Below are 20,540 nucleotides of genomic sequence, written 5' to 3'. Positions count from 1 at the left end.
TGCTCGCGAATGCGGTGCACCAGATACATTGATGTGGACTGGCACACCGCATTCGCGAGCAAGCCCGCTCCCACAGGTGGAGTGTCAGGTCCGAGATTGAGCACAATAAAAAACGCCCCGATCATCACTGATCGGGGCGTTTTTTATTGTCGCTATCGCAGGTCAAGCCGCGATCGAGACCTTGAGCTTGTTCATCGCGCTCTTCTCAAGCTGGCGAATCCGCTCGGCCGACACGTTGTACTTCTGCGCCAGGTCGTGCAGCGTGGCTTTTTCCTCGGCCAGCCAGCGCTGGTAGAGGATGTCGCGGCTGCGCTCGTCCAGCACTTCCAGTGCTTCGTGCAGGTTGGTGTTGGAGTTGTCGCTCCAGTCGGCGTCCTCCAGTTGACGCGCCGGGTCGTACCGGTGGTCTTCCAGATAGTTGGCCGGCGATTGGAAAGCGCTGTCGTCGTCCGCTTCGGCGGCCGGGTCGAAGGCCATGTCATGGCCGGTCAGGCGGCTTTCCATCTCGCGCACTTCCCGAGGCTCCACGCCCAGGCTTTCGGCAACGCGATGGACTTCCTCGTTGTTCAGCCAGGCCAGACGCTTCTTCTGGCTGCGCAGATTGAAGAACAGCTTGCGCTGGGCCTTGGTGGTCGCGACTTTCACGATGCGCCAGTTGCGCAAGATGAACTCGTGGATTTCCGCCTTGATCCAGTGCACGGCAAACGACACCAGGCGTACACCCATTTCCGGGTTGAAACGCTTGACCGCCTTCATCAGGCCAACGTTGCCTTCCTGGATCAGGTCGGCCTGGGCCAGCCCGTAGCCGGAATAGCTGCGGGCGATATGTACGACAAAACGCAGGTGGGCGAGCACCATCTGCCGAGCCGCCTCAAGATCCTGCTCATAGTAGAGACTCTCGGCCAGTTCACGCTCCTGCTCGGGGGTCAGCAGCGGGATGCTGTTGACCGTGTGCACATAGGCCTCCAGGTTCGCACCCGGGACCAGAGCATAAGCAGGTTGCAAAGAAGTGGTCATACGAAAAAACCTCCAACTTACATAACTCGTGCAGTTCAGCACTGCGAAAATTGACCGGGAACCGTAGGACAAGTTCCCACAAAAACCGAAAGGTCAATACGCGCAAAAAACACTATTTTGGCGCAAGCTCACGCAAGTGGCGTGCGACCGCAATCCATGCACCGATATAACCCAACAGCACCGCGCCAAGCAAGAGCGACAGACCGTCGGCGACTGGCACTCCGGCCAGCGAGAAATCACTGCCGTACAAACCGGCCAGCCCCACTACCGCATCGTTCAGCCAATCCAGGCCAAACGCCAATACGCCCCAAGACAGAATGCCGGCACCGAAGCCATACAGCGCCCCCATATAAAGGAAGGGCCTGCGTACATAACTGTCCGTACCGCCGACGAGTTTAATCACTTCTATCTCGGTGCGGCGGTTTTCAATATGAAGACGAATGGTATTGCCTATCACCAAAAGTAATGCAGAAACCAGCAGCACCGTCAGACCGAAGACAAACCGGTCGCCCAGCTTGAGGATCGCCGCCAGACGCTCGACCCAGACTAGATCAAGTTGCGCCTGTTGTACCTTCGGCAACTCGGAAAGTCTTTGTCTTAATGCTTCAAGGGCCGGCTTGTCGACCTCGTTCGGCGTCACCAGCACCACGCCTGGCAGCGGATTCTCCGGCAATTCCTTGAGGGCATCGCCCAGGCCGGACTGCTGCTGGAATTCCTCCAGCGCCTGCTCGCGCCCGATGTATTCGGCATCGGACACGCCTGGCATGGCCTTGATTTGCTCACGCAACGCCTGGCCTTCACCAGGACTGGCGTCCATCTGCAGGTACAGGGAAATCTGCGCGGCGCGCTGCCAGGAACCGCCGAGGCGCTCCACATTATTTAGCAATAATGACAGCCCCATGGGCAGGCTCAAGGCAACCGCCATCACCATGCAGGTAAAGAAGCTGCCGATGGGCTGCTTGCCCAGGCGCCGCAGGCTGTCCAGCAGGCTGGCGCGATGGCTTTCGATCCAGGCGCGCAGCAGCGTGGCGAAGTCCGGGCCGTCGTCATCGTCGCGCTTTTTCTTTTGCGGCTGCGGATCGGAGGCCTTCGGGGCCACGCGTTCGGCCACTTTCGGGCTGCGAGTAGCACTCATACGCCGGCCTCCCCGTCACCGATCAGTCGACCGCGTTGCAAGGTGAGCATACGGTGACGCATGCGCGCGATCAGTGCCAGGTCGTGACTGGCGATGAGCACACTGGTGCCCAGGCGGTTGATGTCTTCGAACACGCCCATGATTTCCGCCGCCAGGCGCGGGTCGAGGTTACCGGTGGGTTCGTCCGCCAGCAGCAAGGCCGGGCGATGGACGATGGCGCGGGCGATGCCGACGCGCTGTTGCTGGCCGGTGGACAGGTCGCCTGGGTACAGGTCGGTCTTGTCCGACAGGGCCACGCGCTCCAGGGCCGAGTCCACGCGCTTGATGATCTCGGCCTTGGACAAGCCGAGGATCTGCAACGGCAACGCCACGTTGTTGAACACCGTGCGGTCGAACAGCAATTGGTGATTCTGGAACACCACGCCGATCTGCCGCCGCAGGTAGGGGATCTGGGCATTGCTGATGGTGCTCAGGTCCTGGCCGGCCAGCAGCAGTTTGCCAGTAGACGGTCGTTCCATCGCCAGCAACAGGCGCAGCAGGGTACTTTTGCCGGCGCCGGAATGGCCGGTGACAAACAGAAACTCGCCCCGACGGACCCGAAAGCTCAGCTCATGCAAGCCGACATGACCGTTCGGATAGCGTTTACCGACCTGTTCGAAACGAATCATGAATGCTCCCGCTCGGCAAACAGTGCCTGGACAAAGGGCTCGGCTTCAAAGGTGCGCAAATCGTCGATGCCTTCGCCCACGCCGATGTAGCGAATGGGCAGGCCGAACTGCTTGGCCAGGGCGAAAATCACCCCGCCCTTGGCCGTGCCGTCGAGCTTGGTCAGGGCCAGCCCGGTCAGTTCGACGGTCTGGTTGAATTGCTTGGCCTGGTTGATGGCGTTCTGGCCGGTACCGGCGTCCAGCACCAGCAGCACTTCGTGGGGCGCGTCGGCGTCGAGCTTGCCGATCACCCGGCGAACCTTCTTCAACTCTTCCATCAGGTTGTCTTTGGTGTGCAGGCGACCGGCGGTGTCGGCGATCAGCACATCGATGCCACGGGCCTTGGCCGCTTGTACGGCGTCGAAGATCACCGAGGCGGAGTCGGCACCGGTGTGCTGGGCGATCACCGGGATCTTGTTGCGCTCGCCCCACACCTGCAGCTGTTCGACCGCGGCGGCGCGGAAGGTGTCGCCCGCGGCCAGCATGACTTTCTTGCCTTCGAGCTGCAGCTTCTTGGCCAGCTTGCCGATGGTGGTGGTCTTGCCGGCGCCGTTGACGCCCACGACCAGGATCACGAACGGCTTGTTCTGCGAAGCCACCACCAGGGGTTTTTCCACCGGCTTGAGCAGGCTGGTCAGCTCGCCTTGCAGGGATTTGTACAAGGCATCGGCGTCGGTCAGCTGTTTGCGCGCGACCTTCTGGGTCAGGCTCTGGATGATCACCGACGTGGCCTCGACACCGACATCGGCAGTCAGCAGGCGGGTTTCGATGTCTTCCAGCAATTCGTCATCGATGACTTTCTTGCCCAGGAACAGGCTGGCCATGCCTTCGCCGATGCTGGCGCTGGTCTTGGACAGGCCCTGCTTGAGGCGGGCGAAGAAGCCGACCTTGTTTTCTTCGGCCGTGCGTGGCGGCTCGGCCGGAGTCGGAACCTCAGCCGGAGCAGGCTCTGGCTCAGGAACGGGTTGAGGCGCGGCGGGCGTAATGACGGACGCTGGCGCTTCGGCAACCGGCGCCTCGACCGGCTTCTCGACAGGTTGCGTCGTTGCCGGAATCGGTGGTGGGGTATGCGCAACCTCGTCCTCGACCAGTGCGACCGGCTCTTCCGCCACCGGCAAGGTCAGCCAAGGGGTTTGCCCGGCCGGCGGGGTCAGCGGCTGTTCGGCCAGCGGCTCAGGCGCGAGCTCGGGTTCAGGCTCGGCCGGCTGCAGCACCGGCTCGGCAATCGGCAGGACGATGGGCGCGGCCTCTTCGGCCACTGTTTCGGCGGCGGGCTCCGGTAGCGCTTCTGGCTGTTCGACGACGGTTTCCTGCGGCTTCTTGCGCAGCCATCCGAACAGGCTTTTTTTCTCGCCAGCCGCAGCTGGGGTCTTCTTGTCGTCGTTGGAACCAAACATGGAGGACGGCTATCTCACGGTAGCGACGCGCCACGAGGGCGCCTCGGTGATAAATATTCAATGCTGAACAGACTGCGTTTCATCCAGCTTGTTCACGCGCAACATTTTGTCGAAGCGTCCCCAGGACGCCTCAAAGTCGATTTTTTCGAAGGACTGGTACGGCATCATCGGCGAAAACGTCGGGATCAACGAGCAAACCCAAGGTTTCTCCGGGGAACCCAGACAACCCCGGGCCGATAAAAGGCCCGATAGGCGTGGCCGCCAGTAAAACGGATCAGTATCCTAGCACCTCCTCGCCTGCTGAGGCTAAGACCTAGCAGGCAACCCAACAGGTTTAAACACGAATGAATGCTCTTGCCCGCCGCGCCGCAGGCCTGCTGCTCAGCACAGTTTGTCTGCCCTTTTCAGCCTTGGCTGCCGACCCACAACCCACCCATGAATTCACCCTCGACAACGGCCTGAAGGTCGTCGTGCGCGAAGACCATCGCGCGCCGGTGGTGGTGTCCCAGGTCTGGTACAAGGTGGGCTCCAGCTACGAAACGCCAGGCCAGACCGGTTTGTCCCACGCCCTTGAGCACATGATGTTCAAAGGCAGTGAAAAAGTCGGCCCCGGCGAAGCCTCGCTGATCCTGCGCGACCTCGGTGCCGAAGAGAACGCCTTCACCAGCGATGACTTCACCGCCTATTACCAGGTGCTGGCCCGTGACCGCCTGGGCGTGGCCTTCGAACTGGAAGCCGACCGCATGGCCAGCCTGCGCCTGCCGCCGGAGGAATTCAGCCGCGAGATCGAGGTGATCAAGGAAGAGCGCCGCATGCGCACCGACGACAAGCCCATGTCCAAGGCCTACGAGCGCTTCAAGGCCATGGCTTATCCGGCCAGCGGCTACCACACGCCGACCATCGGCTGGATGGCCGACCTGGACCGGATGACCGTCGAAGAGCTGCGTCACTGGTACCAATCCTGGTACACCCCGAACAACGCGACCCTGGTGGTGGTTGGCGACGTAACGCCGGATGAGGTCAAGTCCCTGGCCCAGCGTTATTTCGGCCCGATTGCCCGGCGCGCGGTGCCGGTCGCGAAAATCCCCCTGGAACTGGCCGAACCCGGCGAGCGCCAGATCACTTTGCATGTGCAGACCCAACTGCCCAGCGTGATGCTGGCTTTCAACGTGCCCAGCATCGCCACCACGACAGACAAGGCGTCGGTCAATGCCCTGCGGCTGATCTCGGCCCTGCTGGACGGCGGCTACAGCGGCCGGATCCCGACCCAGCTGGAGCGCGGTGAAGAGTTGGTGTCCGGCGGTTCGTCGAGCTACGACGCGTTCACCCGTGGCGACACGCTGTTCACCTTGTCGGCAACGCCCAACACGCAGAAAAACAAAACCCTGGCCCAGGCCGAAGCCGGCCTGTGGCGCTTGCTCGAACAGTTGAAAACCACCGCCCCGACCGCCGAGGAACTGGAACGCGTACGCGCCCAGGTCATCGCCGGCCTGGTGTATGAGCGCGATTCGATCACCAGCCAGGCCACCGCCATCGGCCAGCTGGAAACCGTCGGTTTGTCCTGGAAACTGATGGACACCGAACTCGCCGAACTGCAAAGCGTGACCCCGCAAGACATCCAGAAGGCAGCCCAGCTGTATTTCACCCGCTCGCGTCTAAGCGTTGCGCACATCCTGCCCGAGGAGAAAGCTCATGAGTGAGCGCAAATCATCGCGCCTGGTGCCGATCGGCCTGGTGTCGATCGCCCTGGCCTGCGCCCTGGCCTTTTACCTGACGCCGTCCAGCGACTCCAACGCCAGCCAGGCCTTGGACAAGGCCAAGTCCGGCAACAAGCTGCAATCCTTGGCTGAACTGAACGACAAGGCGCCCAGCCGGCGCCAGCTCGACGTGCAAACCTGGAAAACCGCCGACGGCGCCAAGGTGCTGTTCGTCGAAGCCCGGGAATTGCCGATGTTCGACCTGCGCCTGACCTTCGCCGCTGGCAGCAGCCAGGACGGCGACGCCCCTGGCCTCGCCCTGCTGACCAACGCCATGCTCAACGAAGGCGTGGCCGGCAAGGATGTCAGCGCCATTGCCCAGGGCTTCGAAAGCCTCGGCGCGGACTTCGGCAACGGTGCCTACCGGGACATGGCCGTGGCGTCCCTGCGCAGTCTCAGTGCGGCCGACAAGCGCGAGCCGGCATTGAAGTTGTTCGCCGAAGTCGTCGGCAAACCGACCTTCCCCGCCGACTCCCTTGCCCGGATCAAGAATCAGATGCTGGCCGGCTTCGAGTACCAGAAGCAGAACCCCGGCAAACTGGCGGGCCTGGAACTGATGAAGCGCCTGTACGGCGAGCATCCGTATGCCCACTCCAGCGACGGCACCGCCGAGAGCATTCCACCGATCACCCTGGCCCAGGCCCGGGCGTTCCACGCCAAGGCCTATGCCGCCGGCAACGCCGTGATCGCACTGGTGGGGGACTTGTCCCGCGCCGAAGCAGAAGCGATTGCCAACCAGGTTTCCACCGCGCTCCCCAAAGGCCCGGCCCTGGCGAAAACCCCGCCACCGGTGGAGCCGAAGGCGAGCATCGGTCACATCGAGTTCCCCTCCAAGCAGACCAACCTGATGCTCGCGCAACTGGGCATCGACCGCGACGATCCAGATTATGCCGCCGTGTCCCTGGGCAACCAGATCCTCGGCGGCGGTGGCTTCGGCACGCGGTTGATGACTGAAGTTCGCGAAAAGCGCGGCCTGACCTACGGCGTGTACTCCGGTTTCACGGCGATGCAGGCCCGCGGCCCGTTCATGATCAATTTGCAAACCCGTGCAGAGATGAGCGAGGGCACCTTGAAACTGGTGCAGGACGTGTTCGCCGACTACCTCAAGAACGGTCCGACCCAAAAAGAACTCGATGACGCCAAGCGCGAGCTGGCCGGTAGCTTCCCGCTGTCCACCGCCAGCAACGCCGACATCGTCGGCCAGCTCGGCGCCATGGGGTTCTACGACTTGCCGCTGAGCTACCTGGAGGACTTCATGCGCCAGTCCCAGGAACTGACCGTCGAGCAGGTCAAGGCCGCGCTGAACAAACACCTGAGCACCGACAAGATGGTTATCGTCACCGCCGGCCCGAGCGTGCCGCAAAAGCCGTTGCCGCCCCCCACTGACAAACCTGCCGAGCAGCCGCTCGGGGTTCCGGAGCACTAATGGCCCGCCCATCCAATTCCAGCAAGAAACCCGTGCACAACGGTGTGAACCAGTTGCGCATCATCGGCGGCGAATGGCGCAGCCGGCGCCTTAGCTTCCCGGATGCCCCAGGCTTGCGCCCGACCCCGGACCGCGTGCGGGAAACCCTGTTCAACTGGCTCGCGCCCTACGTGGCGGGTGCCCGGGTGCTCGACCCGTTCGCCGGCAGCGGCGCCTTGTTTCTCGAGGCCCTGTCTCGTGGCGCCGCCATGGGCCAGGCGCTGGACGCCAGCAACCTGGCGGTCTCCAGCCTGAAGGAACACCTGGGCACCCTGCGCTGCACCGTCGGCCAGGTGCAAACCGCCGATGCGCTGCGCTACCTCGACAGCCAACCGGCAACGCCTTTCGACCTGGTGTTCCTCGACCCGCCGTTCAACCAGAACCTGCTGCCGACGGTCTGCGCCTTGCTCGAAGAACGCCAGTGGCTGGCCGAGGATGCCTGGGTCTACACTGAAAGCGAGACCGCCCCGTCCACCCTGGGCTTGCCGGGCAACTGGCGCTTGCACCGCGAGCAGAAATCCGGACGGGTGTATTACGCGTTGTGGCAGCGTTTGACAAAGGACATAGGCTGAACGGCTGACCCGTACATCGAGAATAATAATGATGTCCGCCGCACCTGAACGTTTCGTCCCTGCTCCGGGCCTTGGCAATCCGCACCTGCAAACCTTGTGGGGCCCCTTGTGGCGCCCGACCACCCACATCGCGCGCCAACGCGAGCGCTTGTGGTTGGAAGACGGCGATTTCCTCGACCTCGACTGGCATGGCCCCCACAGCGCCGAGGCACCCTTGGTGCTGGTGCTGCACGGGCTGACCGGCTCTTCCAATTCGCCCTACGTGGCCGGGTTGCAGCAGGCGCTCGGTCGCCAGGGCTGGGCCAGTGCGGCGTTGAACTGGCGCGGCTGCTCGGGTGAGCCGAACCTGCTGCCCCGCAGCTATCATTCGGGCGTCAGCGAAGACCTGGCCGCCGCCATCGCCCATTTGCGCGCCCGACGCCCCTTGGCGCCGCTGTTTGCGGTGGGCTATTCGTTGGGCGGCAATGTGTTGCTCAAGCACCTGGGGGAAACCGGCGGCGACAGCCAGTTGCAAGGGGCGGTGGCGGTCTCGGTACCGTTTCGCCTCGACCAGTGCGCCGATCGCATCGGCCAGGGATTCTCCAAGCTCTACCAGGCGCATTTCATGCGACAACTGGTGGCCTATGTGCGCAACAAGCAACGCCAGTTTCTGCACGACGGACGTCACGAAGGCCTGGCGACCCTGGCGGCGCTGGGCCCGCTGGAGAACATGCGCACCTTCTGGGACTTTGACGGCCGGGTAACGGCGCCGCTGCATGGGTTCTCCGATGCAGCGGATTACTACCGCCGCGCCTCCAGCCGCTATTTCATGGCAGCTATCAGCACGCCGACCCTGGTCATCCAGGCCGCCGACGATCCTTTTGTCTTCCCCCACAGCCTGCCCGAACCGGGCGAATTATCGGCCTCGACCCGGATTGAATTGCACGCCCGGGGTGGGCATGTGGGGTTTGTCGACGGAACCTTGCGGCGCCCCGGGTATTACCTGGAGCGGCGGATTCCCCATTGGCTGGCCAGCCTGGGGCGCGGCTGAGCGTGGCAAGGGCAGTAAAAGGATCTGCAGACAAAACGAATCCCCTGTGGGAGCGGGCTTGCTCGCGAAAGCGGTGGGTCAGATTGCATTAATGTTGGATGTACCGCCGTCTTCGCGAGCAAGCCCGCTCCCACAATTTTTTCCGGGGTGTCCACCAGTCTGGTGTTCACCCATATCGATTCCGGGTGTTCGTTATTCGCCCTTCGCCACGCCCCGCTGTGGATCATTGATCCACTCACTCCACGAGCCGGCATACAGCCGTCCCAACGGATAGCCTGCCAGGCACAAGGCAAACAGGTTATGACACGCCGTCACGCCGGAGCCGCAGTACGCCACCAGTTCGGTGGGCGAACGCTCGCCCAGTTTTTCGGCGAAGCGTTGCTTGAGCTGTTCGGCCGGCAGGAAGCGGCCATCGGCGCCCAGGTTGTCCGTGAACGCTGCGCACTGGGCGCCCGGGATATGCCCGGCTATCGGGTCGATCGGCTCGACTTCGCCCTTGAAACGCGGCAAGGCCCGGGCATCCAGCAAAGTCATGGCCGGCTCGCCAAGGCGTTGTTGCAGGGCTTGCGCATCGATCAACAAACTCGCGTCCGGCGCACCGCTGAAGGTCCCACGACCGTTCTGCGGCGGATCAAGACTCAGGGGCAAGCCGGCGGCATGCCAGGCCTTGAGCCCACCGTCGAGGATGTACACGCCGTCGCGCTTGCCCAGCCAGGCCAGCAACCACCAGGCCCGCGCGGCATAGGCGCCGGGACCGTCGTCGTACAGCACGACCTCGCTGTCGTTATCCAGCCCCCAAGTCTTGAGACGCTCGATCAACGCCTCGGGCTCGGGCAACGGATGACGCCCGGTCACGCCCTTTGTCACCGCTCCACTCAAGTCGCGCTCAAGGTCTGCGAAAGACGCCCCGGCAATGTGGCCCTCGGCATAACTGCGCTGACCGTAATCCGGGTCTTCCAGGGCGAAACGGCAATCGAGGATCACCAGCCCGGGCTGGGATCGCCGCTGTTCGAGGGCTTGGGGGCTGATGAGTTGCGCGATGGGCATGGTGAGCTCCTGTGACTAAATCGGGGATCGATTCCTACTGCCCTTCCTCCAGGGTCTGGGCCAGCGGGACGTAATATTCCTTGAACAGTGCATCCACCGCCTCGCGGGCCTGATCGGTCACGAAACCGGCCTCCAGCACCAGCACCTGATAGACGCCACGCTTGATGGCCTGCTCGCTCAGGTGGCTGAAATTTTCCCGCGTGGTGCACAAGAACCGCACCCAGGACGTGAGGATGATCCAGGCGTTGAGGGTCAGGGATTCGATCTGCACCCGGTCCATCTTCAGGATACCGGCGGCAACGAAGCCCTCGTAGATGGCGGTGCCGTGGATCAGGCAGCGCTGGGAAAACCGCCGATAGCGGGCCGCCAGGTCCGGATCGCTGTCGAGCAGATGCTCCAGGTCCCGGTGCAGGAAGCGATAGCGCCACATGGCCGCCAGCAGTTCCTGCAGGTAAAAGCGTTTGTCATCCACTGTCGCCGCCCGGCCCTGGGGCGGTCGCAGGAAACTGTCCACCAGGTTCTCATACTCACTGAACAGCACGGCGATAATCGCCTGCTTGTTGGGGAAGTGGTAATAGAGATTGCCCGGGGACATGTCCATGTGGGCGGCGATGTGATTGGTGCTGACGCTACGCTCACCCTGTTGGTTGAACAGCTCGAGGCTGTTTTGCACGATGCGCTCGCTGGTTTTCATTCGTGGGGCCATGGTTTGGGCTTTAATTCGACGAAAGCATTGAACGGCATCTTACGACCTATCCGCCACAGGAAAAACCCAAAGCCGCTAAGGATGTCATTGACTTTTTAGAGTATAAGCTCTAAAAAACACCCACTCTAATAATATCTGGTGCCTGACGATGCCTGCCGACGTGGCCTACCTGCACGAGTCTCAACAACAACTGGACGAGCTGCGGTCGCGCTTCGATGCCCAGCGCCAGGCCTACGCCGCCCACCCGATGCCACCGGCCGTACAGCGCCGCCAATGGCTCAAGGCACTGCGGGAGGTATTAAGCAACGAACGCCAAGCCTTGATCGACGCCATCAGCCAGGACTTCAGCCACCGCAGCGCCGACGAAACACTGCTGGCCGAGCTGATGCCGAGCCTGCATGGCATTCATTACGCCAGCCGTCACCTCCAGGGTTGGATGAAGCCCTCCCGGCGCAAGGTGGGCATGGCCTTTCAACCGGCGTCCGCCAAAGTGATCTATCAGCCGTTGGGCGTGGTCGGGGTCATCGTCCCGTGGAATTACCCACTGTTCCTCGCCATCGGGCCGCTGGTAGGGGCACTGGCGGCGGGCAATCGGGTGATGCTCAAGCTCAGCGAATCGACACCGGCGACCGGCTTGCTGCTCAAGCAATTGCTGGCCCGGGTCTTCCCCCAGGACCTGGTGTGCGTGGTGCTGGGCGAGGCGGACGTGGGCATGGCGTTTTCCAAGTTGCCCTTCGATCACCTGTTGTTCACCGGCGCCACCAGCATTGGCAAGCATGTCATGCGCGCCGCTGCCGAAAACCTGACGCCTGTCACCCTTGAGCTGGGTGGGAAATCGCCGGCCATCGTGTCGGTCGATGTACCGATCAAGGACGCCGCCGAACGCATTGCCTTCGGCAAAACCCTGAATGCCGGGCAAACCTGTGTCGCCCCGGACTATGTGCTAGTGCCGCAGAACCGCGTCGGCGAGTTCGTCGAGGCCTATCGCGAGGCGGTTCGAGGGTTTTATCCGACCCTGGCGGACAACCCGGACTACACCGCCGTCATCAACGAACGACAACTGGCGCGGCTCAACGGCTACATCGGCGACGCCACCAGCAAAGGCGCGTTGCTGATCGAGCTGTTCGAGCAAGGCCAGGGTCGCCGCATGGCCCACAGCCTGCTGCTCAACGTCAACGATGAGATGAACGTCATGCAGGACGAGATCTTCGGCCCGCTGCTGCCCATCGTGCCTTATGACAATCTCGACCAGGCGTTTGCCTACATCAGTCAGCGACCCCGCCCGCTGGCGCTCTACTACTTCGGCTACAACAAGGCCGAACAGCATCGCGTGCTCCACGAAACCCATTCCGGCGGCGTCTGCCTGAACGACACGCTGCTGCATGTCGCCCAGGATGACATGCCATTCGGCGGCATCGGGCCCTCGGGAATGGGGCACTACCACGGGCATGAGGGTTTCCTGACCTTCAGCAAGGCCAAGGGCGTGCTGACCAAACAGCGGTTCAACGCGGCGAAGCTGATTTATCCACCCTATGGCAAGCCGTTGCAGAAACTGATCCAGAAGCTGTTTGTCCGCTGACGCGTCTCTTGCCGGGTAATAACAATAATGAACCCAAGCCTCATCGATACCCCCGCGCTGTCACGGCGCGGCCTGCTGAAATTCAGCCTCGGCGCCAGCGCCTTCCTGGCCACCGTCGGGCTCGGCGTCAGCCTGAGCGGTTGCTCGCCAAGCCAACCGGCCGCGGGCTTGATCGCCCTGCGCGACAGCGACCTGCCATTTCTACGCAGCGTCATCCCCGTGATGCTGGAGGGCGCAGTGACCCCCGAACGAATCCCTGCCGCCACTGACGAAACCCTGAAAAGCCTGGACAACGGCCTGGCCCACTTGTCCCCCGCCATGCTCAAGCTCACGCATCAGCTGTTCGATGTGCTCACCCTTGGCATTACCCGTGGACCACTGACCGGGGTCTGGGGCACGTGGGAGAACGCCAGCGCCGATGACATCCGCCAGTTCCTCGCCCGGTGGGAAAACAGTTCTCTGGACCTGCTGCGCCAAGGCCACAGCTCATTGCTGCAACTGCTGATGATGGCCTGGTACAGCCGCCCCGAGTCCTGGGCGCGTTGCGGGTATCCAGGACCGCCCAAGATTTGAAAGCCAGTGAGATCCTGTGGGAGCGGGCTTGCTCGCGAAGGCGGTGTGTCAGCTTGCATAAATGTTGAATGTACAGCCGCCTTCGCGAGCAAGCCCGCTTCCACAGGGTTCCTCATCGTCGACACATAACAATAAGAGAGCCCTGAACATGCCCGTACCCGATCCCTTCCGCGAAGGCCTCGCCCGTGGCTGGACCACCTACAACGGCGCGCAGCTGACCGAAGACCTGACCCTGGAAGCGGACGTGGCCATCGTCGGCAGCGGTGCCGGTGGCGGGACCACGGCGGAAATCCTCAGTGCCGCCGGCTACCGTGTGTTGCTGATCGAGGAAGGGCCGCTCAAGACCAGCCATGACTTCAAGCTGCTCGAAGACCAGGCCTACAGCAGCCTGTACCAGGAAGGCCTCGGGCGCATGAGCAAGGACGGCGCCATTATCATTCTCCAGGGCCGGGCCGTCGGCGGCACGACGCTGATCAATTGGACCTCCAGCTTCCGCACGCCCGACCAGACCCTCGACCATTGGGCCGCCGAGCACAACGTCAAGGGCCACGGCCGTGCTGACATGGCACCCTGGTTTGCGCAGATGGAACAACGCCTGGGCGTGGCGCCGTGGCTCGTTCCGCCCAACGCCAACAACGACGTGATCCGCAAAGGCTGTGAACAACTGGGCTACGCCTGGCACGTCATCCCGCGCAACGTCCGCGGTTGCTGGAACCTGGGTTATTGCGGCATGGGCTGCCCGACCAACGCCAAGCAGTCGATGCTGGTCACCACCATCCCGGCCACGCTGGACAAGGGTGGCGCGCTGCTTTACCTGGCGCGGGCCGAGCGCCTGACGATCAAGAACGACGCGGTGGTCGGCATCGAGTGCCAAGCCATGGACGAACGTTGCGTGGCGCCGACCGGGCGGCGCATCACCGTCAAGGCGCGGCACTACGTGCTGGCGGGTGGTGGCATCAACAGCCCGGGCCTGCTGTTGCGCTCCGAGGCGCCAGACCCGCACGAACGCGTGGGCAAGCGCACCTTCCTGCACTTGGTAAACATGTCCGTCGGGCAATTCGACGAGGTCATCAATCCGTTCTACGGCGCGCCGCAATCGATTTATTCGGATCATTTCCAATGGCAGGACGGGACTACCGGCAAGATGGCCTACAAGCTCGAAGTCCCGCCCCTGCACCCGGCCCTCGCCACCACGTTATTGGGCGGGTTCGGCGCCGAGAACGCCGTGCACATGGCCCAACTGCCCCATACCCACGCCATGCTGGCGCTGTTGCGCGACGGTTTTCACCCGGACAGTCCCGGCGGCAACGTCGAGTTGCGCAGCGACGGCACGCCCGTGCTCGACTACCCCGTTTCGCCGTATACCTGGGATGGCCTGCGCCGGGCTTTCCACAGCATGGCCGAAATACAATTCGCCGGCGGCGCCAAGGCGGTCATGCCCGCCCATAGCGATGCCCACTACGTGAAGACCCTGGCCGAAGCCCGCACACTGATCGACGGACTCGACCTGGCCTTGTATCGCACGCGCCTGGGCAGTGCCCACGTGATGGGTGGCTGCGCCATGGGCGAAGACCCGAAAACCGCTGTCGCCGACAGCCTGGGCCGCCACCACCAACTGGGCAACCTGTCGATCCATGACGGCTCGCTGTTCCCCACCAGCATCGGCGCCAACCCGCAGTTGTCGGTGTACGGGCTGACCGCACAACTGGCGACGGCCCTGGCCGAACGCCTGAAAAACCCATGAACCCTGTATTGAAACCGTGGCGAGGGAGCTTGCTCCCGCTTGAGCGCGAAGCGCTCACAAAATGGGTCTGCTGCGCAGCCCAGCGGGAGCAAGCTCCCTCGCCACAGGCTTACCGAACGTCTGGATATCCGGGTTATTCGCAGCGTCTATAGTGCTTTCTTACGCAACAGCCGACTTGGCCGACCGAGAAGGCTGCGATACCATCCGACTCCCCAACGGACTCCCGCCAGGACGACGCGATGAACCGAGTGTTGTACCCAGGTACCTTCGACCCTATTACCAAGGGCCATGGCGATCTGGTCGAACGCGCCGCGCGCCTGTTCGACCATGTGATCATTGCCGTCGCCGCCAGCCCGAAGAAAAATCCGCTGTTCCCGCTGGAACAACGTGTGGAGCTGGCCCGCGAGGTCACCAAACACCTGCCCAACGTGGAAGTGGTCGGCTTCTCGACGCTTCTGGCCCACTTTGCCAAGGAAAAGAACGCCAACGTGTTCCTGCGCGGCCTGCGCGCGGTCTCGGACTTCGAGTATGAGTTCCAACTGGCCAACATGAACCGCCAGCTGGCACCGGACGTCGAAAGCCTGTTCCTGACGCCGTCGGAACGCTACTCGTTCATTTCCTCGACCTTGGTGCGGGAAATTGCGGCGTTGGGCGGTGATATCACCAAGTTCGTCCACCCGGCCGTGGCCGATGCGCTGACGCTGCGCTTCAAGAAATAGCTGGCGGGTACTGCGAGCCGCCTCGCAGCACAGCGCAGTCCATCGCGCCCGCGTGCACTGCGCTCGTCAATGCGGCACAATTGCGCCCATACGTTTTCAGATGCCCGGGCCCAACGCCCCGGCAGGAGCCTGCATGTCCCTGATCATCACCGACGACTGCATCAATTGCGACGTCTGCGAACCCGAGTGCCCGAACGCCGCCATTTCCCAAGGCGAGGAAATCTACGTCATCGACCCGAACCTGTGCACCCAGTGCGTCGGCCATTACGACGAACCCCAGTGCCAGCAGGTTTGCCCAGTGGATTGCATCCCGCTGGACGAGGCTCATCCAGAGACGGAAGAGCAGTTGATGGAGAAATATCGCAAGATCACTGGCAAGGCTTGAGCCAGGTGGTTTTGTAGCGTCTGTACCGACGACTTCGCGAGCAAGCCCGCTCCCACAGAAATCGACTGTGTTCACATGATTTGTGTCATAAGCACATCCCTTGTGGGAGCGGGCTTGCTCGCGAAGAGGCCCTCAGCAACCACCCAGATATAACTGTCGACCTTCACTCCTGCCGCTCAAACCCCTCCCCCACACACCCCAGGCATCGCACAAACGTGGCTTTCGCCGGGTCCACCACCAGCGCCTTCCCCGCATCGCCGACCCCACCGCCCAGCGCGGTAAAGGGCAACGACACCACGAACGCCCCCGCCCCGATCACCGTGGCGGCGAGCAGCAGTGGGCGGGCGATCAGCAGATCACCGATCATGGCAAAAGCCGGCGGATTCTGGATGGTGTAGCGCGGGTCGCCGCTGCCACTGTTGGCCTGGGCAGGCAAACCAACACTCAGCAGCAGCGCTAAAGCGACAGGTCGAAGCAATTTCATCGGGCGATCCTTCGGCTAAATCAGTTAATACTGACTATAGACCGTAGGACCGATCAGCTCTGGCAGCGAGGGCACCAGACGCTGGCGCGCTGGCCCAGGCGGATTTCCCGCAGCCCCGTGCCGCAGACCTTGCACAGTTCCCCGCCCCGGCCATAGACAAACAGCTCCTGCTGGAAATAGCCCGGCTGGCCGTCCCCACCGATGAAGTCCCGCAACGTGGTGCCACCGCGCTCGATGGCATGGGCGAGGATGCGCTTGATCTCGATCGCCAGCTTCAGGTAACGCGCCCGGGAAATGCCTCCGGCTGACCGGCGCGGGTCGATCCCGGCGGCGAACAGCGCCTCGGTCGCGTAGATATTGCCCACGCCCACCACCACTGCGTTGTCCATGATGAACGGCTTGACGGCCATGGAGCGCCCTCGCGAAAGCTGGAACAACCGCTCGCCATCGAACAGGTCGGTCAACGGCTCGGGACCGAGGCGAATCAACAACTCGTGATTGAGCGGGTCGAGGCTCCAGAGCATCGCGCCGAAACGCCGAGGGTCGGTGTAGCGCAAGGCCAGGCCCGACTCCAGCTCGATGTCCACGTGCTCATGCTTGAGGGCGGGCATGCCGACCTCCACCAGGCGCAAGTTGCCGGACATGCCCAGGTGGCTGATCAACGTGCCGACCTCGGCATTGATCAACAGGTACTTGGCCCGCCGCTCCACTTGCACGATGCGCTGGCCCGAGAGCCGCACGTCGAGATCTTCCGGGATCGGCCAGCGCAGGCGGCGGTCACGGACCACCACGCGACTGACCCGCTGGCCTTCAAGATGGGGCGCGATGCCGCGACGGGTGGTTTCGACTTCCGGCAGTTCTGGCATGGGGTTCTCGCGTCAGGCGAAGCCGCGCGCTCAACGGGAGGCGAGGTCGCGAATTTCCTGTTTTTGGGTCTGGAAGTCGTATTCCGACAAACCGATGTAGTCGAGCACCATGCCCCCGACGCTCTCCCACTCGTGGTCTTCGGCCTGATTGCCGAGTACCCGGTGGGAGGCACAGATGTTCTCGGACATCTTCAGGATCGCCAGCAGGTTTTTCAGCGGGCTGTTGTTGCGTGAAGACTCGTCGCTGAACACCGCCAGGGCATTGTGGTGGTTGGCAATGGCCTGGCTGACGTGATCCGGCAGGCGCCAGGACTTGGAAGTGTAGTAACCGACCACCGCATGGTTGGTATTGAACACGCGGTTCTCGGTGTCCACCACCCGGCACTCGGCGCTGGCACTGGCGTAGGCCTCTTCCAGCACGCCCATGTAGCTGGGAAACTGCTTGAGCATCAACGGCACGCCACAATCGTGGAACAACCCCAGGGCATAGGCTTCGTCACCGTTTTCCAGGCCAACGCGCTTGGCCAGGGTCAGGCAGGTCATCGCCACGTCCTGGGCGGTATCCCAGAAGCGGTTCAGGGTGACGATGGCGTCGTCGTGCAGCTCGCCCTTGATCGACTGCGCATTGATCAGGTTGATGATCGAACGGCTGCCCAGCAGGTTCACCGCGCGCTGGATCGAGGTGATCTTGTTGCGCAGGCCGTAATACGGCGAGTTGACGATCTTGAGCAAGGCCCCGGAAAGGCCCGGGTCCTGAGAAATCAACTTGGCGATGGTCTCCAGGTCCGGGTCGGGCATGTACTGCTCCATCTGCAGATCCACCATGATCTGCGGCTGGGGCGGCACGCTGATGCCTTGCAAGGACTGTTGGATCTGTTCGGCAGTAAGCTCTTTGGACATGAGTACACACTCTGGGTCAGGCGGGGATTCTAACCCTTAAAGATGGATCCGATACACCGCAAGGGAGATCGGCGGAACTTTCCTTCAGGCATCGGCTTCGGACTTTACAGGGCCGACAGCCGAGCCTGCATACAGGCTTTAGTCGGCAACCCAGCCACTCAGCTTGAGGAGATTTTTTCATGCCTGGCTCCCTGAACAATAAACGTGTCGCCATCCTGGTGACCGACGGTTTTGAACAAGCCGAACTGACCGGCCCCCAACAGGCGCTGGAACAGGCCGGCGTCAAGGTGGACATCGTTTCGGCCCGCGAAGGCCAGGTCAAAGGCTGGAACCATGACCAGCCGGCCGACGACTTCCCGATCGACCTGACCTTCAAGGCCGCCAATGTCGAGCAGTACGACGCCGTGGTGCTGCCCGGTGGCGTGCAGAACTCCGACACCATCCGCATCGACCCCGACGCCCAGAAACTGGTCAAGGGCTTCGAAGCGGCGAGAAAGCCCATCGCGGTGATTTGCCATGGCGGCTGGCTGCTGGTATCGAGCGGGCTGGTCAAGGGCAAGACCATGACCAGCTACAAGACCCTCAAGGATGACCTGGTCAACGCCGGCGCGAACTGGGTCGACCAGGAAGTGGTCAAGGACGGCACGTTGATCAGCAGCCGCCAGCCTGATGACATCCCGGCCTTTAACCGCGAGTTGCTCAACGCGTTGTCCGCTTGAAGCATGCTCGACACCGTGGCGAGGGAGCCCACTCCCTCACCACATGTCCACCGCAAGCCCCGCCAAGGTTGCAACACGGTATACTCCCGCTCTTTTTTCCGGAGCGACGTCATGTCCCTGCCTAGCCTGCGCCTCAAAGCCAACGCCGACCGTCGCCTGCGCGCCGGCCACTTGTGGGTCTACAGCAACGAAATCGATGTAGCCGCCACGCCCCTGCACGGCTTCAAGGCCGGCGACCAGGCCATCCTCGAAGCCGCCGGCGGCAAGCCGTTGGGCATCGTTGCGATGAGCCCTAACAACCTGATCTGCGCCCGGCTGCTGTCCCGTGACGTGAAGCTGCCGCTGGACAAATCCCTGCTGGTGCATCGCCTCAACGTGGCGTTGTCCCTGCGCGAGCGGCTGTTCGACAAGCCGTTCTATCGCCTGGTCTACGGCGACTCCGACCTGCTGCCGGGCCTGGTGGTCGACCGCTTCGGCGACATCCTGGTGGTGCAGATCGCCTCGGCCACCATGGAAGCCCACAAGGACGACGTGATCGCCGCCCTGACTCAAGTGCTCAAGCCCAGCGGCATCCTGTTCAAGAACGACTCCGCCGCCCGCGACGCCGAAGGCCTGAACCGCTACGTCGAGACCGTGTTCGGCCTGGTGCCGGAATGGGTCGCCCTGGAAGAGAACGGCGTGAAGTTCGAGGCGCCGGTCATGGAAGGCCAGAAAACCGGCTGGTTCTACGACCACCGCATGAACCGCGCGCGCCTGGCCCCGTACGCCAAGGGCAAGCGCGTGCTGGACCTGTTCAGCTACATCGGCGGCTGGGGCGTGCAAGCCGCGGCGTTCGGCGCCAGTGAAGTGTTCTGCGTCGACGCCTCGGCCTTCGCCCTCGACGGTGTCGAGCGCAACGCCGCGCTGAACGGCTTCGCCGAGAAGCTGACCTGTATCGAAGGCGACGTCTTCGAGGCCCTGAAGGAGCTCAAGGCCAGCGAAGAGCGCTTCGACGTGATCGTCGCCGACCCACCGGCCTTCATCAAACGCAAGAAAGACCTGAAGAACGGCGAAGGCGCCTATCGCCGCCTCAACGAGCAAGCCATGCGCCTGCTCAGCAAGGACGGCATCCTGGTCAGCGCATCGTGCTCGATGCACCTGCCCGAAGACGACCTGCAAAACATCCTGCTGACCAGCGCCCGTCACCTGGACCGCAACATCCAACTGCTCGAACGCGGCGGCCAGGGGCCAGACCACCCGGTACACCCGGCCATCGCCGAAACCCGCTATATCAAGAGCATCACCTGCCGGTTGTTGCCCAACAGCTGAGGCCAGGCGGGGCCAGGGCCAATAGCGCTGTGCCCCGCACACTCCAATTGCATCCTGATCGCAGCCTTGGCTGCGATTTTTTTTGCGCGTCTGAATAAGCCTCCGCTCAAAAGATCAACCCCGGCCCCGCTGTTGCCCCCCAGGTCCGGCAGCGTGGCAGGGGCCTGTTAGTCGGCTGAACCCTGCCAGTCGTCATCCCGCGCACGACATTGGCGTCCGATCAGCGCTTTGCGTCATTTCATCCTGGCGCCAGCGGTGTAGAATCGTGGCATTCATCGCCATTCATCCCCGGCGGGTTTATGAGCTCATGCCGAGGCGCGCAGCGATCCTGCAAAGTCATCGGCCACTTGCGGACACACGGCCAAACCCGGGTGCTCCAGACGTCGACAGAAGCTCACTTCCCCATTGATACCTGATAAGTACCTGATTA

20 protein-coding genes are annotated in these 20,540 nt (G+C 62.8%); 11 read left to right on the top strand and 9 right to left on the bottom strand.

Translation table 11 applies throughout. The features are described 5' to 3' along the window. Positions 1-162: 162 nt before the first annotated feature. The 4 genes from rpoH to ftsY form a co-directional block, all read right to left on the bottom strand. Positions 163-1,017 carry an RNA polymerase sigma factor RpoH gene (rpoH, locus tag M1D99_RS02105; RefSeq protein ID WP_003177476.1) on the bottom strand — a complete coding sequence of 285 codons (855 nt, stop codon included), beginning with the start codon at positions 1,015-1,017 and terminating at the stop codon, positions 163-165. Between the two features lie 112 nt (positions 1,018-1,129). Then, positions 1,130-2,152 carry a permease-like cell division protein FtsX gene (gene ftsX, locus M1D99_RS02100; RefSeq protein WP_186707535.1) on the bottom strand — a complete coding sequence of 341 codons (1,023 nt, stop codon included), beginning with the start codon at positions 2,150-2,152 and terminating at the stop codon, positions 1,130-1,132. After that, positions 2,149-2,820 carry a cell division ATP-binding protein FtsE gene (gene ftsE, locus M1D99_RS02095; RefSeq protein ID WP_003177474.1) on the bottom strand — a complete coding sequence of 224 codons (672 nt, stop codon included), beginning with the start codon at positions 2,818-2,820 and terminating at the stop codon, positions 2,149-2,151. The genes ftsX and ftsE overlap by 4 nt, the downstream gene beginning before the upstream one ends. After that, a complete protein-coding gene (ftsY, locus tag M1D99_RS02090; protein ID WP_434573747.1) occupies positions 2,817-4,256 on the bottom strand; it encodes a signal recognition particle-docking protein FtsY in 1,440 nt (479 codons plus the stop codon). Before ftsY ends, ftsE begins: the two co-directional genes overlap by 4 nt. A 344-nt stretch (positions 4,257-4,600) precedes the next feature. Between ftsY and M1D99_RS02085 the strand changes: the two genes are divergently transcribed. From M1D99_RS02085 to M1D99_RS02070, 4 genes are read left to right on the top strand one after another with little or no spacing between them, the layout of a single operon-like run. Then, positions 4,601-5,956: a M16 family metallopeptidase gene (locus M1D99_RS02085; protein ID WP_458131323.1), complete on the top strand. Its 1,356-nt coding sequence runs from the start codon at positions 4,601-4,603 to the stop codon at positions 5,954-5,956. Next, positions 5,949-7,439: a M16 family metallopeptidase gene (locus M1D99_RS02080; RefSeq protein ID WP_434573744.1), complete on the top strand. Its 1,491-nt coding sequence runs from the start codon at positions 5,949-5,951 to the stop codon at positions 7,437-7,439. Before M1D99_RS02085 ends, M1D99_RS02080 begins: the two co-directional genes overlap by 8 nt. Beyond that, positions 7,439-8,050: a 16S rRNA (guanine(966)-N(2))-methyltransferase RsmD gene (rsmD, locus tag M1D99_RS02075; protein WP_458131322.1), complete on the top strand. Its 612-nt coding sequence runs from the start codon at positions 7,439-7,441 to the stop codon at positions 8,048-8,050. The genes M1D99_RS02080 and rsmD overlap by 1 nt, the downstream gene beginning before the upstream one ends. A gap of 31 nt (positions 8,051-8,081) precedes the next feature. After that, a complete protein-coding gene (locus M1D99_RS02070) occupies positions 8,082-9,080 on the top strand; it encodes a hydrolase (protein WP_434576342.1) in 999 nt (332 codons plus the stop codon). 192 nt (positions 9,081-9,272) lie between these two features. Here M1D99_RS02070 and M1D99_RS02065 read toward each other — a convergent pair whose 3' ends face one another. Continuing rightward, positions 9,273-10,127: a sulfurtransferase gene (locus M1D99_RS02065; protein ID WP_186707542.1), complete on the bottom strand. Its 855-nt coding sequence runs from the start codon at positions 10,125-10,127 to the stop codon at positions 9,273-9,275. 34 nt (positions 10,128-10,161) lie between these two features. Then, positions 10,162-10,833 carry a TetR/AcrR family transcriptional regulator gene (locus M1D99_RS02060; RefSeq protein WP_060740184.1) on the bottom strand — a complete coding sequence of 224 codons (672 nt, stop codon included), beginning with the start codon at positions 10,831-10,833 and terminating at the stop codon, positions 10,162-10,164. 148 nt (positions 10,834-10,981) lie between these two features. Between M1D99_RS02060 and M1D99_RS02055 the strand changes: the two genes are divergently transcribed. The 5 genes from M1D99_RS02055 to M1D99_RS02035 all read left to right on the top strand — a co-directional run bounded on the left by M1D99_RS02055 (position 10,982) and on the right by M1D99_RS02035 (position 15,833). Beyond that, positions 10,982-12,412 carry a coniferyl aldehyde dehydrogenase gene (locus tag M1D99_RS02055; protein WP_458131321.1) on the top strand — a complete coding sequence of 477 codons (1,431 nt, stop codon included), beginning with the start codon at positions 10,982-10,984 and terminating at the stop codon, positions 12,410-12,412. Between the two features lie 27 nt (positions 12,413-12,439). Continuing rightward, entirely contained in the window at positions 12,440-12,985 is a 546-nt protein-coding gene (locus tag M1D99_RS02050) for a twin-arginine translocation pathway signal protein (protein WP_434573739.1), read from the top strand. A 148-nt stretch (positions 12,986-13,133) separates the two neighbouring features. Beyond that, on the top strand, positions 13,134-14,729 hold the full coding sequence (locus tag M1D99_RS02045; protein WP_434573737.1) for a GMC family oxidoreductase: 1,596 nt from the start codon (positions 13,134-13,136) through the stop codon (positions 14,727-14,729). 239 nt (positions 14,730-14,968) lie between these two features. Beyond that, entirely contained in the window at positions 14,969-15,448 is a 480-nt protein-coding gene (gene coaD / locus M1D99_RS02040; RefSeq protein WP_003177462.1) for a pantetheine-phosphate adenylyltransferase, read from the top strand. A gap of 133 nt (positions 15,449-15,581) precedes the next feature. Beyond that, on the top strand, positions 15,582-15,833 hold the full coding sequence (locus tag M1D99_RS02035) for a YfhL family 4Fe-4S dicluster ferredoxin (protein ID WP_003195146.1): 252 nt from the start codon (positions 15,582-15,584) through the stop codon (positions 15,831-15,833). A gap of 163 nt (positions 15,834-15,996) precedes the next feature. Here the strand turns inward: M1D99_RS02035 and M1D99_RS02030 are convergent, their stop codons facing one another. Genes M1D99_RS02030 through M1D99_RS02020 form a run of 3 tightly spaced genes read right to left on the bottom strand, consistent with a single transcriptional unit; the run spans position 15,997 to position 18,029 of the window. Then, the gene (locus M1D99_RS02030) at positions 15,997-16,317 is read right to left on the bottom strand and encodes a multidrug transporter (RefSeq protein WP_186707546.1); all 321 of its coding nucleotides are present in this window, start codon (positions 16,315-16,317) and stop codon (positions 15,997-15,999) included. A 53-nt stretch (positions 16,318-16,370) separates the two neighbouring features. Then, entirely contained in the window at positions 16,371-17,183 is an 813-nt protein-coding gene (gene mutM, locus M1D99_RS02025; protein ID WP_186707547.1) for a bifunctional DNA-formamidopyrimidine glycosylase/DNA-(apurinic or apyrimidinic site) lyase, read from the bottom strand. 30 nt (positions 17,184-17,213) lie between these two features. Continuing rightward, positions 17,214-18,029 carry an HDOD domain-containing protein gene (locus tag M1D99_RS02020; RefSeq protein WP_434576340.1) on the bottom strand — a complete coding sequence of 272 codons (816 nt, stop codon included), beginning with the start codon at positions 18,027-18,029 and terminating at the stop codon, positions 17,214-17,216. 233 nt (positions 18,030-18,262) lie between these two features. Between M1D99_RS02020 and M1D99_RS02015 the strand changes: the two genes are divergently transcribed. Continuing rightward, a complete protein-coding gene (locus M1D99_RS02015; protein WP_434573731.1) occupies positions 18,263-18,802 on the top strand; it encodes a type 1 glutamine amidotransferase domain-containing protein in 540 nt (179 codons plus the stop codon). 111 nt (positions 18,803-18,913) lie between these two features. Next, positions 18,914-20,110, top strand: a complete 1,197-nt coding sequence (locus M1D99_RS02010) for a class I SAM-dependent rRNA methyltransferase (protein ID WP_003206543.1) — start codon at positions 18,914-18,916, stop codon at positions 20,108-20,110. Positions 20,111-20,540 lie beyond the last annotated feature (430 nt).

The sequence above is a fragment of the Pseudomonas sp. R3-41 genome, assembly GCF_054161485.1.
Note: the sequence above shows the minus strand (reverse complement) of the source record. Positions and strands in the feature narration are given on the sequence as shown.

What these genes read in the sequence shown, in the direction of transcription:
- M1D99_RS02070 (WP_434576342.1), top strand. Translation starts at nt 8,082, where the DNA reads ATGTCCGCCGCACCTGAACGTTTCGTCCCTGCTCCGGGCCTTGGCAAT.
- coaD (WP_003177462.1), top strand. Translation starts at nt 14,969, where the DNA reads ATGAACCGAGTGTTGTACCCAGGTACCTTCGACCCTATTACCAAGGGC.
- ftsX (WP_186707535.1), bottom strand. Translation starts at nt 2,152, where the DNA reads ATGAGTGCTACTCGCAGCCCGAAAGTGGCCGAACGCGTGGCCCCGAAG.
- M1D99_RS02045 (WP_434573737.1), top strand. Translation starts at nt 13,134, where the DNA reads ATGCCCGTACCCGATCCCTTCCGCGAAGGCCTCGCCCGTGGCTGGACC.
- M1D99_RS02085 (WP_458131323.1), top strand. Translation starts at nt 4,601, where the DNA reads ATGAATGCTCTTGCCCGCCGCGCCGCAGGCCTGCTGCTCAGCACAGTT.
- M1D99_RS02080 (WP_434573744.1), top strand. Translation starts at nt 5,949, where the DNA reads ATGAGTGAGCGCAAATCATCGCGCCTGGTGCCGATCGGCCTGGTGTCG.
- M1D99_RS02010 (WP_003206543.1), top strand. Translation starts at nt 18,914, where the DNA reads ATGTCCCTGCCTAGCCTGCGCCTCAAAGCCAACGCCGACCGTCGCCTG.
- M1D99_RS02060 (WP_060740184.1), bottom strand. Translation starts at nt 10,833, where the DNA reads ATGGCCCCACGAATGAAAACCAGCGAGCGCATCGTGCAAAACAGCCTC.
- ftsE (WP_003177474.1), bottom strand. Translation starts at nt 2,820, where the DNA reads ATGATTCGTTTCGAACAGGTCGGTAAACGCTATCCGAACGGTCATGTC.
- rpoH (WP_003177476.1), bottom strand. Translation starts at nt 1,017, where the DNA reads ATGACCACTTCTTTGCAACCTGCTTATGCTCTGGTCCCGGGTGCGAAC.
- M1D99_RS02055 (WP_458131321.1), top strand. Translation starts at nt 10,982, where the DNA reads ATGCCTGCCGACGTGGCCTACCTGCACGAGTCTCAACAACAACTGGAC.
- rsmD (WP_458131322.1), top strand. Translation starts at nt 7,439, where the DNA reads ATGGCCCGCCCATCCAATTCCAGCAAGAAACCCGTGCACAACGGTGTG.
- M1D99_RS02065 (WP_186707542.1), bottom strand. Translation starts at nt 10,127, where the DNA reads ATGCCCATCGCGCAACTCATCAGCCCCCAAGCCCTCGAACAGCGGCGA.
- ftsY (WP_434573747.1), bottom strand. Translation starts at nt 4,256, where the DNA reads ATGTTTGGTTCCAACGACGACAAGAAGACCCCAGCTGCGGCTGGCGAG.
- M1D99_RS02035 (WP_003195146.1), top strand. Translation starts at nt 15,582, where the DNA reads ATGTCCCTGATCATCACCGACGACTGCATCAATTGCGACGTCTGCGAA.
- M1D99_RS02030 (WP_186707546.1), bottom strand. Translation starts at nt 16,317, where the DNA reads ATGAAATTGCTTCGACCTGTCGCTTTAGCGCTGCTGCTGAGTGTTGGT.
- mutM (WP_186707547.1), bottom strand. Translation starts at nt 17,183, where the DNA reads ATGCCAGAACTGCCGGAAGTCGAAACCACCCGTCGCGGCATCGCGCCC.
- M1D99_RS02050 (WP_434573739.1), top strand. Translation starts at nt 12,440, where the DNA reads ATGAACCCAAGCCTCATCGATACCCCCGCGCTGTCACGGCGCGGCCTG.
- M1D99_RS02015 (WP_434573731.1), top strand. Translation starts at nt 18,263, where the DNA reads ATGCCTGGCTCCCTGAACAATAAACGTGTCGCCATCCTGGTGACCGAC.